Origin of the sequence: Bradyrhizobium sp. BLXBL-03 (assembly GCF_051853015.1) — a bacterium.
Taxonomy (GTDB): domain Bacteria; phylum Pseudomonadota; class Alphaproteobacteria; order Rhizobiales; family Xanthobacteraceae; genus Bradyrhizobium; species Bradyrhizobium manausense.
In genome coordinates this window covers 6026959-6040292 of record NZ_CP182470.1, presented here as the reverse complement: position 1 = coordinate 6040292, position 13334 = coordinate 6026959, and the positions used below count along the sequence as shown (strand labels likewise).

The 13334-nt window shown below is 63.8% G+C and carries 10 protein-coding genes and 1 pseudogene; 7 read left to right on the top strand and 4 right to left on the bottom strand.

Annotated elements, in window-relative coordinates; genetic code table 11:
- Positions 1 to 5: 5 nt before the first annotated feature.
- The 3 genes from ACNJX9_RS28885 to ACNJX9_RS28875 all read right to left on the bottom strand — a co-directional run bounded on the left by ACNJX9_RS28885 (position 6) and on the right by ACNJX9_RS28875 (position 3423).
- Positions 6 to 1211, bottom strand: a complete 1206-nt coding sequence (locus ACNJX9_RS28885) for an NAD(P)/FAD-dependent oxidoreductase (RefSeq protein ID WP_439405384.1) — start codon at positions 1209 to 1211, stop codon at positions 6 to 8.
- A gap of 125 nt (positions 1212 to 1336) precedes the next feature.
- A complete protein-coding gene (locus ACNJX9_RS28880; protein ID WP_439405383.1) occupies positions 1337 to 2206 on the bottom strand; it encodes an alpha/beta fold hydrolase in 870 nt (289 codons plus the stop codon).
- Between the two features lie 218 nt (positions 2207 to 2424).
- On the bottom strand, positions 2425 to 3423 hold the full coding sequence (locus ACNJX9_RS28875; protein WP_439405381.1) for a helix-turn-helix transcriptional regulator: 999 nt from the start codon (positions 3421 to 3423) through the stop codon (positions 2425 to 2427).
- A gap of 499 nt (positions 3424 to 3922) precedes the next feature.
- Between ACNJX9_RS28875 and ACNJX9_RS28870 the strand changes: the two genes are divergently transcribed.
- On the top strand, positions 3923 to 4852 hold the full coding sequence (locus ACNJX9_RS28870) for a helix-turn-helix domain-containing protein (RefSeq protein ID WP_439405380.1): 930 nt from the start codon (positions 3923 to 3925) through the stop codon (positions 4850 to 4852).
- Between the two features lie 294 nt (positions 4853 to 5146).
- Positions 5147 to 5557: a hypothetical protein gene (locus ACNJX9_RS28865; protein WP_439405379.1), complete on the top strand. Its 411-nt coding sequence runs from the start codon at positions 5147 to 5149 to the stop codon at positions 5555 to 5557.
- A gap of 522 nt (positions 5558 to 6079) precedes the next feature.
- On the opposite strand, the gene ACNJX9_RS28860 is transcribed toward ACNJX9_RS28865, so the two are convergent.
- A complete protein-coding gene (locus tag ACNJX9_RS28860) occupies positions 6080 to 6823 on the bottom strand; it encodes an SDR family NAD(P)-dependent oxidoreductase (RefSeq protein WP_439405377.1) in 744 nt (247 codons plus the stop codon).
- A 144-nt stretch (positions 6824 to 6967) separates the two neighbouring features.
- Between ACNJX9_RS28860 and ACNJX9_RS28855 the strand changes: the two genes are divergently transcribed.
- From ACNJX9_RS28855 to ACNJX9_RS28835, 5 genes and pseudogenes are all read left to right on the top strand, one after another.
- A complete protein-coding gene (locus ACNJX9_RS28855) occupies positions 6968 to 7738 on the top strand; it encodes a methyltransferase domain-containing protein (protein ID WP_057753409.1) in 771 nt (256 codons plus the stop codon).
- Between the two features lie 241 nt (positions 7739 to 7979).
- Positions 7980 to 8981, top strand: a complete 1002-nt coding sequence (locus ACNJX9_RS28850; RefSeq protein WP_057753407.1) for a DctP family TRAP transporter solute-binding subunit — start codon at positions 7980 to 7982, stop codon at positions 8979 to 8981.
- Positions 8909 to 9589 (top strand): annotated as a pseudogene (locus ACNJX9_RS28845) (TRAP transporter small permease); the annotation flags it as partial. The gene ACNJX9_RS28850 and the pseudogene ACNJX9_RS28845, both read left to right, overlap by 73 nt.
- A gap of 237 nt (positions 9590 to 9826) precedes the next feature.
- Positions 9827 to 11110, top strand: a complete 1284-nt coding sequence (locus ACNJX9_RS28840; protein ID WP_057753838.1) for a TRAP transporter large permease — start codon at positions 9827 to 9829, stop codon at positions 11108 to 11110.
- 167 nt (positions 11111 to 11277) lie between these two features.
- Positions 11278 to 13206, top strand: coding sequence for an alkyl/aryl-sulfatase (locus ACNJX9_RS28835; RefSeq protein ID WP_439405376.1), 1929 nt, complete (start codon positions 11278 to 11280; stop codon positions 13204 to 13206).
- Positions 13207 to 13334: the final 128 nt, after the last annotated feature.

The window sequence follows — 13334 nt, the reverse complement described above, 5'->3', positions numbered from 1 at the left end:
GTTGTTCAGAGAGCGGTGACGCGCTCGGGGTCGGCCGAGGCGAGGGCGGCGGCGCGCTCGGCTTTCGGCGGGTAGATCCAGACGGTGTTGATTTCCTGCTTGGTCTTCTTGGCGACATCGCCGACCATCTCGACCGTGCGTTCCCAGCCGCGGGTGAACAGCGCGCCGGCCTCGCCGAGGTCGAGGCAGGTGACATAGGCCTTCTGGTGATAAGGCCTGGTCGCAACGCCCAGCAACTCGGCAGCAGCATTGTTGCCGGCGAAGGCGCCCATCCGCGTCGCATGCTGGCACGACATCAGCGCGTAATTGCCGACGTCGTCACACGCAGCCCGTGCGGCATCGCCGGTGGCGAAGACGCCATCGACCTTCGGAACGCGTAGGTCACGGTCGACCAGCAGCCGGCCGAACTGGTCGCGCTCGGCCGGGATCTGCGTCGTCAAGGGAGCTGCGCGGATGCCGGCAGCCCAGATCACGGTTTCGGATGCGATATGTTCGCCGCTGGAAAGCGTGACGCCTGATTTGTCGAGCGAGGTAACGCCGGCACCGAGCCTGGTTTCGACGCCGAGCTTGCCGAGCGCCTCCTCGATGATCGGACGGGGGCCCGGGCCCATGTCGGGCGCGATCGCCTGGTTGCGGTCGACAATGACCACGCGCAACTCCGCATCGTTGCCGAGAATCCTGCGCAGGCGCGATGGCACCTCGGTTGCGGCCTCGATGCCGGTGAATCCGCCGCCTGCGGCGACAACGGTATTGCGTGCCTTCGAGGCGGGACGGTTCGACAGGCCGTGCAGATGGCGGTCGAGCGCGATGGCGTCGTCAAGCTGGTCGACGCTGAAGCCGTGCTCGGCCAGGCCCGGAACGTTCGGCCGGAACAGCCGGCTGCCGGTGGCGATCACCAGCCGGTCATAGGACAGCTTCCTCTTCGTGCCTTGCGCGACAGCGATCTCGACGACCTTCGCCGCAGTATCGATCGCCTCGGCATGGCCCCTGACATAGACGACGTCGATCGCCTTCAGCACGCCCTCCAGCGGCGCCGTCAAGGTTTCGGGTTTCGGTTCGTAGAGCCGCGGCCGAACCACCAGCGTCGGCTCGGGCGCGACCAGTGCGATCTCGAGCTTGTCGGGCGAAACGCCCTGGATCTCGCGCAGGCGGGCGGCGGATAGGGCGGCATACATGCCGGCGAAGCCGGCGCCGATGATGACGATGCGCATGTCTGATGTTCCTTGGTTGAGATGATTGCAATGGAGCGAGGTTGTTGTTTACGCGTGATCTCCGCGCAAACGCGTTCCGCTGATGTCGCGAGGGAAAACCGCTTCGCACTTTTCCGGATCATGCTTCAGGCCGTCACGAACCTGAGCAGATCGGCGTTGACGATGTCGGGATGCGTCGTGCAGAGGCCGTGCGGCAGCAGGTCGTAGATCTTCAGGGTGCTGTGCTTCAGAAGCCGGGCCGACAGCGGCGCCGAGTCGGCAACGGGAACGATCTGGTCGTCGCCGCCGTGCAGGACCAGCGTCGGCACCGTGATGCTTCGCAGGTCCTGGCTGAAGTCGGTCTCGGAGAAAGCCTTGATGCCGTCGTGATGGGCCTTGCTGCTGCCCATCATGCCTTGACGCCACCAATTCCAGATCGCCGCCTGGGAGGGCTCTGCGCCTGGGCGATTGTAGCCGTAGAACGGCCCGCTTGCGAATTCGAGGTAGAACTGCGACCTGTTGGCGGCGAGCTGCCGCCGCAAGCCGTCGAACACCTCGAGCGGCAAGCCACCTTGATTTGCCTCGGTCTTGAGCATCAGCGGCGGCACCGCGCCGATCAGCGCCAGCTTGGCCACGCGGTCCCGGCCATGACGCGCGACGTAGCGCGTGGCCTCGCCGCCGCCCGTGGAGTGGCCGATATGAACCGCGTTGCGAAGATCGAGATGTTCGGCGAGCGCCGCGACGTCGGCGGCATAGTGGTCCATGTCGTGGCCGTCGCTGATCTGGCTCGAGCGGCCATGGCCGCGGCGATCATGCGCGATCACGCGAAAGCCCTTGCCGAGGAAGAACAGCATCTGGGCATCCCAGTCGTCGGCGCTGAGCGGCCAGCCGTGATGGAAGACGAGCGGCTGCGCCGACCTCGGTCCCCAGTCCTTGTAGAAGATGTTGACGCCGTCGCTGGTGGTGACGTAGGTCGCGGCGTCGTATCTCCCGGTCGAGAGGGCGGCTGTTTTCATATCGCCGCCTGCTGCCGAGGTGGAGCGCAGGGTCATCGACGCCGCATACATGAGCGTCGTTGCGAGAATGCTTCGTCGCGAGGTACTCGCGAGCTGGCTGACAGAGCTGATCAAGGCCATTTGCAGTTTCCGTTTCAGGAGTGGGGGCGCTGCGATTCCTAGCGTGCCGCACGTGCCGATGCCCCAGCGCGATTGACGTGATTGCAGCGCGATTGCTGCTAGCGCACGCGCCGCCGCCAATCGCTCGGCGATTCTCCGGTCAGTTTTCGAAACGCCGCGGCGAAGGCGGTCTGCGAGGAGTAGCCGAGCGCGGCTGCGATCGAGACGACAGGCGTGTCGGTGTCGCGCAGCATGTTCATGGCCTGCTCAAGCCGGTGCTGGCGCAGCCAGGCATGAGGAGAAAGTCCGGTGCTGTCCTTGAATGCGCGGCAGAAGTGAAAGCGCGACAGGCCGGCCTCGGCGGCAAGAGCCGCGAGCGACACGTCGGCATCGCTGTCCGAGCGCAGGCGTTCGATCGCGCGGAGCAGCGTCTTCGGCGCCAGTCCGCCTCTGGCCGGCGTGATCACGTTCGGTGAGCCGGTGTGCGCGGCAAGAAGGCGCGTGGCCAGCAGATCCATGAGCTGCTGCCTGAACAGGGTGTCCAGAGCCTCGTTGCCCTCCAGCACGTCTGCTGCACTCAGGAGCAGACGGGATGTCACGGGATCGGGATGAGCGGTTCGCTCGAGAAGTTCGGCCGTAGAGCCGGCTTCGGCTTCGTCCGCAACACGCCTCAGCGTTGTCTGCGGAAGATAGAGCTGGAGGACGTCGACCGGTTTTGGGATGTCCCACCGGGAGCTCGATCCTTCCGGAATGATGATCACGACGCCCGGACGAAACGTCCCGATCGCGATGGATCGTCCGGAACGACGCTCCATACGCTGGACCGAGCCGTTGTAAGCCATGATGACGTGGTGGTTCATGGGTTCCACGACGTCGTGCAACGGCTCGTGCTTCCAGTGCGCAATCCCGGCACCGGATGCATCCAATGCCATGCGAAAAGGCACTGTTCCGAGCACGCGGGCCATCTCGGCTTCGGCAGCCGGCCGGTCGCCGCCCGGAGCGAGCTCGCGCCGGTCTTTCGGCTGGTCTTGGGGCCGGTCTTGGGGCTGGTCTTGGGGCCGGTCTTGGGACGCGGCGGGCATTTCGTTCGACGATTCGCGCAAGCTGGCGTTGCTCATGGAGTTTGACTCGCGTGGGGGCGCATCGCTGCATGCGCGACGTCGTGATCATGCCGTCAGCCGCCGCATGAGGGGGCCGTACGGTATGTCTGCTGATCTCTGTTCAACGGATGGACCGGTGGTCGAGGACGTTCCGTCGCAACTCCGGCACCGTTGATTTGCGGGTTCTAGGCGGCGCGAAAATCCACGTCTTTCCTGATACTGCCCTGCCTTGCCTGATCCTGCTCCGCGGACCCGTTGCGCTCACAGCTTGCGTGCGTTTGTGAAAAGTCGTGATCCCCTCGTTGCGGTCGACGACGGCCCCGAGTCCTACCGGCCCTCACCTGATCGTTCTGAAATCATTGCCAAATCTCGCCGTGGCGGGGCCGGGCCTGCGCGGCAGGCCCCGCCGAGTGCGACATCGGCAAGTCGTGGACAGCGATCGGTGAATGGCCGATACACCGTGTGCGAGATGGCAGGATGCAGTGGCCTGCGCGACCCTTCACGGAAGAAACGGGCTATGACCAGGACAGGCGCTTACGGCGAACGGTTCGGAGAGTTCCTTCGCCTCGAGCAAGCTCCGCCCTCGCTGCTGAGCCGTTCGCTGCGCGGCACCGAGATCGCCGTCACCGAAACGCGCAACCACCATCCCGTGCCGGGTCTTTCCGGTTCGTTCGCTCTGGAAGATGCCTATCTCGTCAGCCTGAAGCTGCGCGACTATCCCGCGTGCCAGATCTGGGAGCAGGGACGTCACCTCAAGAAGACGGATGTCCATGCCGGCACGACCTATCTGTACGATCTCAAGGCCGACCCGCGTTATGTGATCGACAAGCCGTTCCACTCTCTCCATTTCTATGTGCCGCATTCGGCGCTCGATAGCCTCGCCGATCAGTCGGGAGCGCGGCGCATCGATGCGCTCGATTGCCGCCCTGTCGGGCATGATGACGCCATCGTCCGTCATATTGGCGCGTCCTTGCGCGAGGGCCTGCGCCGGCCCGATGAGGCCAATCAGCTCTTCACCGATCACATGATGCTGGCGCTCGCCGCCCATGTCGCGCAGGCCTATGGAGGTTTTCGGCAGACGGCCGAGACCGGCAGAGGTGCGCTTGCGCCGTGGCAGCTGGCGCGCGCTTGCGACAAGCTCGAAGCGGATCTCGGCGGCAAGCTGCCGTTGCAGGCCATTGCGGCCGAGCTCGGCCTCTCGGCCAGTCATTTCTCGCGTGCGTTTCGTGCCTCGACCGGCTTGCCGCCCTATCGCTGGCTTCTGCATCATCGCGTGAGGACCGCCAAACGTTTGATGAGCGCCCACGGCGTGTCGCTGTCCGAGGTCGCGATTTCGGCCGGCTTTGCCAACCAGAGCCACTTCACGCGGGTCTTCTCGGCGATAACAGGCGTCAGCCCGGGCGCGTGGCGTCGCGATGCGCTGGGAGCGACGAGCCGCGAAGGTTGATTCCATCGCGGCCGACCAGCACATCATCATCGACCACCCGCCTCCGCGCCTTCGGCGCGCGAGCATCCGTTCAAGAGTTCGGTGCAAAACATCTTGCTGACGGCGGACACGCATCAGACCGGTCCGACGACGATCGACGGGCCGGCATCCGGTTAACACCGTCGACCTCGGCGGGATGGTCAACCAGATCAGCGTCGGTTCCGGAACGAACACGATCATAGCCGGCAACGGATTGGATAGCGTCGTTGCCGGCCGGGCCACGATCCCATCACGCTCGGCGGGGTCGCCAATCACGTGACGCTCAACGGATCCACAGCAGATGTGACGAACCAAATTGGTCAGGACGTCATCACAGCCAATGGCGGTTCGGATCAGTTCAACTTTGTCGGGTTCGGCAGTCAGGCGATCATCAATGGCCCGGCCCATGTCGACATCGTTGATCACAGCACGGGTTTGACCGTCACTGTCAATTCCGGCAACCAGATCGATACGATTTCCGGCTTTGGTCATGACCCGCTTGGTCTCATCGATCTTGCAAACGGTGCAGGCAATTATCACTCCGTCGCCGACATCATGAGCGCGCTCAGGAGCGATGGCCATGGCGGGACGGTGCTTGCGCTAGGCAGTGGTCCCGATGCGGGGTCGATCGATTTCGTCGACGCCGCGATCAGCCAATTGCACGCATCGAACTTTGCGATCGTGTAGAACGCGGCTTCCTTGCAACGCGAAGGCAAGTGACGGACTCGTTCGCCCCCGGGGAGGCCGTGGCCCGATCGGAGGCACGTCAGTACCTCTGCCTCACATTTGTGCCTGGTGTTGACCCTGATCAAAGGTCGAGCCGTGGGGAGGGTCACGTTGAGCGGGTCAGCGTTCGCACGGGAGGAAACAACATGATCTTCAACGTCAGGCGTCTTGGGCTGGTGGTGGCAGTGGCCCTGTCAACCGCCGCACCATTGTCGGTCCACACTTCGTCCTCAACACTTCCATCCGTATCACTCGACCGCGCTGAAGCGAGAGTGGGCCGGCCGCTGACGCCGATGAGCGTCGCGGGCGTGAACCGCAGAGTGCATCGGCGCGCCTATTACGGCGCGGCGGCGGTTGGAGCTGCCGGGGCTTACGGTGCGTACGGCTACCGCAGGGCCTGCGGATATTATCCGTATCCACCCTGTTATTGAGAGAGCGCGGGGTGACCTTGCCTCTCCCCGCAAGCGGGGAGAGGGAGAGAAGTCAAAACTGATACCGTCTCAATCCCCCATCCACCGGGATCACCGTTCCGGTGATGTAGCGCGCCACCGGCGAGGCCAGGAACACCGCGAGTGCGGCGAGGTCTTCCGGCTCGCCCCAATAGCCGACCGGGATCTCTTCCTCGGCAAAACGCTCGCGATACTCAGGCGGATAGTTGCGGCGGATCTGCTCGCTCATGATGCGGCCGGGCGGGATGCAGTTGATGGTGATGCCGTGCTCGCCGATTTCGCGCGACAGGCCCTTGGCCCAGGCGTGAACGGCGGCTTTCGCCGCGAAGGCGGCGTTGAGGCCTTCCGGCTCGGACTTGCCGGTAATGTTGACGATGCGGCCCCATTTGCGTTCGATCATCTGCGGCAGCAGCGCATGCGCGATGCGGCGGTAGCTGGTGAAGTTGAGCGCGATCGCCTCGTCCCATTTGCTGTCGGGCGCGTCGACCGGGAGGGGACGGCTGCCGCCGGCATTGTTGATCAGGATGTCGACAGGGCCGAGCTCCTTCAGCGCGAAGGCTGAAATCCTTTCGGCCGCGTCCTTGGCCATGATGTCCTGCTCGAACGGCGTGATCAGGCCGGAGCCGACCTCCCTTGCGAGCTTGGCGAGCAGGTCGGTGCGGCGCGCCACGCCGACGACGCGCACGCCTTCGGCGGCGAGGCCCTTGGCGATGGCGCGGCCGATGCCGATGCTGGCTCCGGTGACGACAGCGGTTTTCGATTTCAGCCCGAGGTCCATGGTTACTCGCTCTCTTGATGGGGTCTTGCTTTTTGCTTTCGTTTCCTGCCGATCCCGCGCCGCTTACCGAATTGCCTGGGCGGGACGAGCAGTGGTAACCAAGGGCGATCTCGAAGGAAACACCAAAAAGAAAAGGCTTGAGCCATGGTCTGGGATCCGCAGCAATATCTGAAGTTCTCCGGCCACCGGCTCCGGCCCGCGGTCGACCTGTTGATGCGCATTCCCGATGTCGGCCCGCGCACGGTTGCTGACCTCGGCGCCGGCGCCGGCAATGTCACCAAGCTGATCAAGGAGCGCTGGCCATCCGCCGCGGTGACCGGCGTCGAGGGTTCGGCCGAGATGGTCGCTGCGGGGCGCAAGGCCGCGCCCGACGTGGAATGGTCGCATGAAGACCTCGGCCATTGGCGGCCCGCGAAGCAATATGACGTGGTCTATTCCAATGCCGCACTGCACTGGCTGCCCAATCATGCGGCACTCTTCCCCTCCGTCATGGAGAAGGTCGCGCCCGGCGGCATGCTTGCGGTGCAGATGCCGCGCAACTTCCTGGCGCCGTCGCATGTCCTGATCGGCGAAACCGCGATGGACGGGCCCTGGCGGTCCAAGGTCGAGCATCTCGTGACGCCGCCGCCGGTTGAGGGGCCGGCCTTCTATCATGATGTGCTCGCGCCGCTGTCGCAGAACATCGACATCTGGGAGACCGAATATCTCCAGGTCCTCGAGGGCGAAAATCCCGTGAAGGAATGGACCAAGGGCACCTGGCTGACGCGGTATCTCGACGTGCTCGAGGGCGACGAGAAGGCCGCGTTCGAGGCCGCCTATGGGATGCGGGTCGCGAAAGCCTATCCCAGGAATGCGGCGGGGCAGACGCTCTTCCCGTTCCGGCGCCTGTTCATCGTCGCCCAGCGCAAGGGTTAACAGCGTTTCGGCGATGCGACATAAGCGCTCGCTCCCGTCCGTGGAGCGCGCGCCGGGTTGCGCGTGCGACCGCAGGCAAGATAGCCTTGCTGCGGCATGGTTTCGCTGCGGCAAATTGGGCTTAGGTCTAGTTGTTCGGCTTGCCGATTGCTGCCACTACTGACCTGCAAAGCCGATCTGCAAAACCGATCTGCAAAACAAAAAAGAACCCGGTCTTCTAGGGTTGTTGGGGAGGTCCTTCATGCGCAAACTGCTCTTTGCGGTCGCCGCGGCCGCGCTCGCCTTGGCCCCTGTGGTCGCCGCAGCTCAGAGCCCAATCATCATCAAGTTCAGCCACGTCGTCGCCAACGATACGCCGAAGGGCAAGGGCGCGCTGAAGTTCAAGGAACTTGCCGAGAAGTACACCGACGGCAAGGTCAAGATCGAAGTCTATCCGAACTCCTCGCTCTACAAGGACAAGGAGGAGATCGAGGCGCTCCAGCTCGGCTCGGTGCAGATGCTGGCGCCCTCGACCGCGAAATTCGCACCGCTGGGCATCAAGGAATTCGAGGCGCTGGACCTGCCCTGGCTGTTCAAGGACGAAGAGACCTATTCGAACGCGATGAAGGGCGCGGTCGGCAAATGGCTGTTCCAGAAGCTCGAGGCCAAAGGCATTACCGGCCTCGCTTTTTGGGACAATGGCTTCCACATGGTGTCGTCGAATCGCCCGCTGATGAAGCCGGAGGATTTCAAGGGCCTCAAATTCCGCATCTCCGGTTCCAAGATCGCCGACCAGTATTTCCGCCTGATGGGTTCGATCCCGCAGATCATGGCGTTCTCCGAAGTGTACCAGGCGCTTCAGACCGGCGTGGTCGACGGCTGCGAGAACACCGCGTCGAACTACCTGACGCAGAAGTTCTATGAAGTGCAGAAGGACATCACCGTGTCCTATCACGCGCATCTGCAATACGCAGTGATCGTCAATTCGAAATTCTGGTCCGGCCTGCCGCCCGACATCCGCACCCAGCTCGAGAAGGCGATGGCGGATGCGACCGACTACACCAACCAGATCGCGCACCAGGAGAACGAGGACGCGCTGGCCGAGATCAAGAAGAGCGGCAAGACCACGCTGCATTATCTCAGCGATGCCGACCGCAAGGCATGGCAGGAGGCGATGCAACCGACCTATAAATGGGCCAAGGGCCGGGTCGGGCAGGAAGTGCTCGATCTCGTCGCCAAGGAACTCGACGTCAAGATGAACTGACGCGGTTTCCGGCAAGAATATACCAACGGTCGGGAGTGAGTGCACTCCCGACCGTTTCGTATCGACAGGGGGGCTTTGATTTGCTGCGCGTGCTCAACCAGCTGCTCAATCATCTCGAAGAATGGTTGATCGCGACGCTCATTGCGGCTGCAACCGGACTGATCTTCATCGCCGTCGTGCACCGTTACGGTGCGGGCGAATCGATCAACCTGTCGCGCTGGGCGGCGGCGCATGGAATGACGTGGCTCGCATCGGCGTCGATGGCGGTGTTCACCTTCATGTCCGAGCTGGACCTGTCGTGGGCGCAGGAACTCTGCATCTACATGTTCATCTGGATGGCGAAGTTCGGCGCGGCCTATGGCGTGCGCACCGGCATCCATGTCGGCGTCGACCTGCTCGTCAACCGGCTGCCGGAGCATTCGCGCAAGCACGTCATCCTGTTCTCGCTGCTGTGCGGGGCGCTGTTCACCGGCATGATCGCCGCCTTCGGCGCCTCCTTTGTCGGCGAGATGTTTCACACCGGGCAGCAGTCCAACGACCTGGAAGCGCCGATGTGGTTCGTGTATCTGGCGATCCCGCTCGGCTCCGGCCTCATGTGCTTCCGCTTCCTGCAGGTCTGCTGGTTCTATTACTGGACCGGCGAGCTGCCGCATCACGACGAGACCCATGTCGAGGGCGTGGAGGCCGACGTCTCGCCGGCGCTGCATCCGCAGCCTGCCGGCGCCGCCACGAAAGCTGCTGCGCGAAAAGTTTCGCCGCTTGGCGTCATCCTGATCCTGGCGCCGATCCTGATCTTCGCGCTGTGCCTTGGCGAAAAGACCGGTTTCATCGTGCTGCCGCACTGGATGCGCGCCGCGACCGTGTTCGCGCTGCTGATCGCGCTGATGCTGACGGGCATTCCGGTCTCGATCGCGCTCGGCCTCACCGTGATGACGTTCCTGTTCACGTTGACCGCAGTGCCGATCGAAGCCGTCTCGATGAAGCTCTTCACCGGCATCGAAGGCTTCGAGATCATGGCGATCCCGTTCTTCATCCTCGCCGGCAATTTCCTCACCCATGGCGGCGTCGCGCGCCGCATGATCAACTTCGCGACCTCGCTGATCGGGCACTGGCACGGCGGCCTCGGCCTTGCCGGCATCGTCGCCTGCGCGATGTTCGCGCTGGTCTGCGGCTCCAGCGTCGCGACCGTCGCCGCGATCGGCGCCATCGTTCTGCCGGAGATGGTCCGCCACGGTTATCCCATGCGCTTCGGCGCCGGCATCATCACGGTGGCGGGGTCGCTCGGCATCCTGATGCTGCCGTCGATCCCGAAGATTGTTTACGCCGTTTCGACCAACACCTCGATCGGCGCGCTGTTCGTTGCCGGCCTGCTCCCCGGCATCATGCTGACGACGATGCTCTGCATCGTCACCTGGTGGCTGGCGCGCAACCGCGACTATCCTCGAATGCCGAAGGCGAGCTGGGGCGAGACTGTTCGCACCTTCCGCGAGAGCATCTGGGGCTTGATGCTGGTCGTCATCATCATCGGCGGCATCTATAGCGGCCTGTTCACCGCCACCGAGGCCGCCGCGATGGCCGCGGTCTATTCCTTCATCATCGCCGTGTTCGTCTACAAGGCGATCAGGATGTCGGACGTGCCGCGGGTGCTGCTGCGCGCCGCCAACACCAGCGCGATGCTGCTCTACATCGTCACCAATGCGGTGCTGTTCTCCTTCGTGCTCTCCAACGAGAATTTGCCGGCCACGCTCGCCGACTGGATCGCGGCGCAGAACCTCGGCTGGGTCGGCTTCCTGCTCGTCGTCAACGTGCTGCTGCTGCTCGCCGGCAACTTCATGGAGCCGAACTCGATCATCCTGATCATGGCGCCGATCCTGGCGCCGGCCGCCAAGAAGCTCGGCATCGATCTCGTGCATTTCGGCATCGTCATGGACGTCAACATGGAGGTCGGCCTCTGCCATCCGCCTGTCGGCCTGAACCTGTACGTCGCCTCGATGATAGCCCGAATGCGCATCACCGACCTCGCTGTCGCAGTGATGCCGTGGCTGCTCACCATGCTCGGCTTCCTGGTCATCGTGACCTATTGGCCCGATTTGACGCTGTGGCTGCCGCGGGTGCTGGGGATGCATTAGTCGGATCTCGTAGCCCGGATGGAGCGCAGCGAAATCCGGGTCTTTGTTTCGTTTCGACAGATTTCCCCGGATTGCGCTTCGCTCCATCCGGGCCGCTGATCTCCCCCAGCATAGCAATCGACCGCAAGATGCGGTTAGATGCCGCGTCAGGCCGGGAGGAAACAATCATGACTGAACCCAGCAGCGAGCCGAAGGACGCGACGCCGTCCGTCATCGCGCGGCATCACACGATGCTGGGCGCTTTGCCGTTTTCCGACACGCGGGATTTCGACGACGCGGCGCGCGGCTTTCTCGGCACGATCGAGCACGCGAAGATCGCGAATTCGCAAGGACGGACGGTCTGGAGTCTGGAGCCCTACGGCTTTCTGTCCACCGAACAGGCGCCGCCGACGGTCAATCCGAGCCTGTGGCGGCAGTCGCGGCTCAACATGCACCACGGCCTCTTCGAGGTCGTGCCGGGCGTCTACCAGGTGCGCGGGCTCGACATCGCCAACATGACGCTGATCGAGGGCGACAGCGGCGTCATCGTGGTGGACACGCTGACCTCGATCGAAAGCGCGCGCGCCGCGCTCGATCTCTACTTCAAGCACCGTGGCCCGAAGCCGGTTGCCGCTGTCATCTTCACGCACACGCACACCGACCACTGGGGCGGGGCGCGCGGCGTCCTAGAGGAGGACACGCTCGCCACCGGCCGCGTACCGATCATCGCCCCGAATCTGTTCATGGAGCACGCCGTCTCCGAGAACATCATCGCTGGACCAGCGATGCTGCGCCGGGCGCAATATCAGTTCGGGCCGTTTCTCGCAAAGGGCGTGCGTGGGCAGGTCGATTGCGGCCTCGGCAAGACCATGGCGGCCGGTGCGGTCGCGCTGCTGCGGCCGACCGACCTGATCATGGCGACCGGCGACAAGCGCGTTATCGACGGCGTCGAGTTCGAATTCCAGATGGCGCCGAACAGCGAAGCGCCAGCGGAAATGCACTTCTTCCTGCCGGGCTACAAGCTTCTGAACCTCGCCGAGAACTGCACGCATAATTTCCACAATCTGCTGCCGTTCCGCGGTGCCGATGTGCGCGATGCGCTGGCGTGGTCGAAATATCTCGGCGAGGCACTGCATCTGTGGGGCGGCAAGGCCGAGGCGATGTGCGGCCAGCATCATTGGCCGGTGTGGGGCCGCGAACGCATCGACAGCATGATCCGCGAGCAGCGCGACCTCTACAAATTCGCGCATGACCAGACCATCCGCCTGATGAACCACGGCCTCAACGCCGCCGAGATCGCCGAGACGATCCAGCTGCCGAAGAGCCTGGAAGGTGCCTGGCACGGCCGCGGTTATTACGGCCACATCAGGCACAATGTGAAGGCGATCTATCAGAAATATCTCGGCTGGTACGACGCCAATCCGGTCAATCTCGATCCGCTGCCGCCGGTGGCGTCGGGCAAGAAATACGTCGAGTATATGGGCGGCGCCGATGCGATCCTGACGCGGGCGCGCGCAGATTTTGACAAGGGCGAATTCCGCTTCGTGGCGCAGGCGCTCGGTCATCTCGTCTTCGCCGAGCCCGATAATCAAGCGGCGCGCGCGCTGCTGGCCGACACGCTGGAGCAGCTCGGCTATGCCGCCGAGAGCTCGACCTGGCGCAATGCCTATCTGTTCGGCGCCCAGGAGCTGCGCCATGGCATGCCGAAGACGCCGCCACGCGCGCCGATGCCGCGCGAGACGCTGGCCGCACTGCGCACGGAACAGCTCTGGGACGTGCTCGGCATCCGCCTCAACGGACCGAAGGCGGAGGGCAAGCACATGGTGCTGAACTGGAGCTTTTCGGATACCGGCGAGAGGTTCGTGCTGAACCTGGAAAACTGCGCTCTGACCTATACGAAAGGAGTGCAGGCGGAGAATGCCGACGCCGGCTTCACCCTGGCGCGTGCGACGCTGGACGAGGTGATCGCGAAGCTGACGAGTTTTCCGGAAGCAGTGGCTGCGGGGAAGGTCAAGCTGTCGGGCAATCCGATGAAGCTTGCCGAGCTGATGGGATTGATGGACGAATTCCCGCGGATGTTCGAGATCGTCGAGCCGAAGCGGACGGTGGTGGTGTAGGCACTGTCGCTGCCACGGACTCCGTCATTGCGAGCGCAGCGAAGCAATCCAGAATCCCTCCGCGGAAAGACTCTGGATTGCTTCGCTGCGCTCGCAATGACGGGTGGATGGAGCTGGGCGCTTCGCCA

What these genes read in the sequence shown, in the direction of transcription:
- ACNJX9_RS28885 (WP_439405384.1), bottom strand. Translation starts at nt 1,211, where the DNA reads ATGCGCATCGTCATCATCGGCGCCGGCTTCGCCGGCATGTATGCCGCC.
- ACNJX9_RS28880 (WP_439405383.1), bottom strand. Translation starts at nt 2,206, where the DNA reads ATGAAAACAGCCGCCCTCTCGACCGGGAGATACGACGCCGCGACCTAC.
- ACNJX9_RS28875 (WP_439405381.1), bottom strand. Translation starts at nt 3,423, where the DNA reads ATGAGCAACGCCAGCTTGCGCGAATCGTCGAACGAAATGCCCGCCGCG.
- ACNJX9_RS28870 (WP_439405380.1), top strand. Translation starts at nt 3,923, where the DNA reads ATGACCAGGACAGGCGCTTACGGCGAACGGTTCGGAGAGTTCCTTCGC.
- ACNJX9_RS28860 (WP_439405377.1), bottom strand. Translation starts at nt 6,823, where the DNA reads ATGGACCTCGGGCTGAAATCGAAAACCGCTGTCGTCACCGGAGCCAGC.
- ACNJX9_RS28855 (WP_057753409.1), top strand. Translation starts at nt 6,968, where the DNA reads ATGGTCTGGGATCCGCAGCAATATCTGAAGTTCTCCGGCCACCGGCTC.
- ACNJX9_RS28850 (WP_057753407.1), top strand. Translation starts at nt 7,980, where the DNA reads ATGCGCAAACTGCTCTTTGCGGTCGCCGCGGCCGCGCTCGCCTTGGCC.
- ACNJX9_RS28840 (WP_057753838.1), top strand. Translation starts at nt 9,827, where the DNA reads ATGCGCGCCGCGACCGTGTTCGCGCTGCTGATCGCGCTGATGCTGACG.
- ACNJX9_RS28835 (WP_439405376.1), top strand. Translation starts at nt 11,278, where the DNA reads ATGACTGAACCCAGCAGCGAGCCGAAGGACGCGACGCCGTCCGTCATC.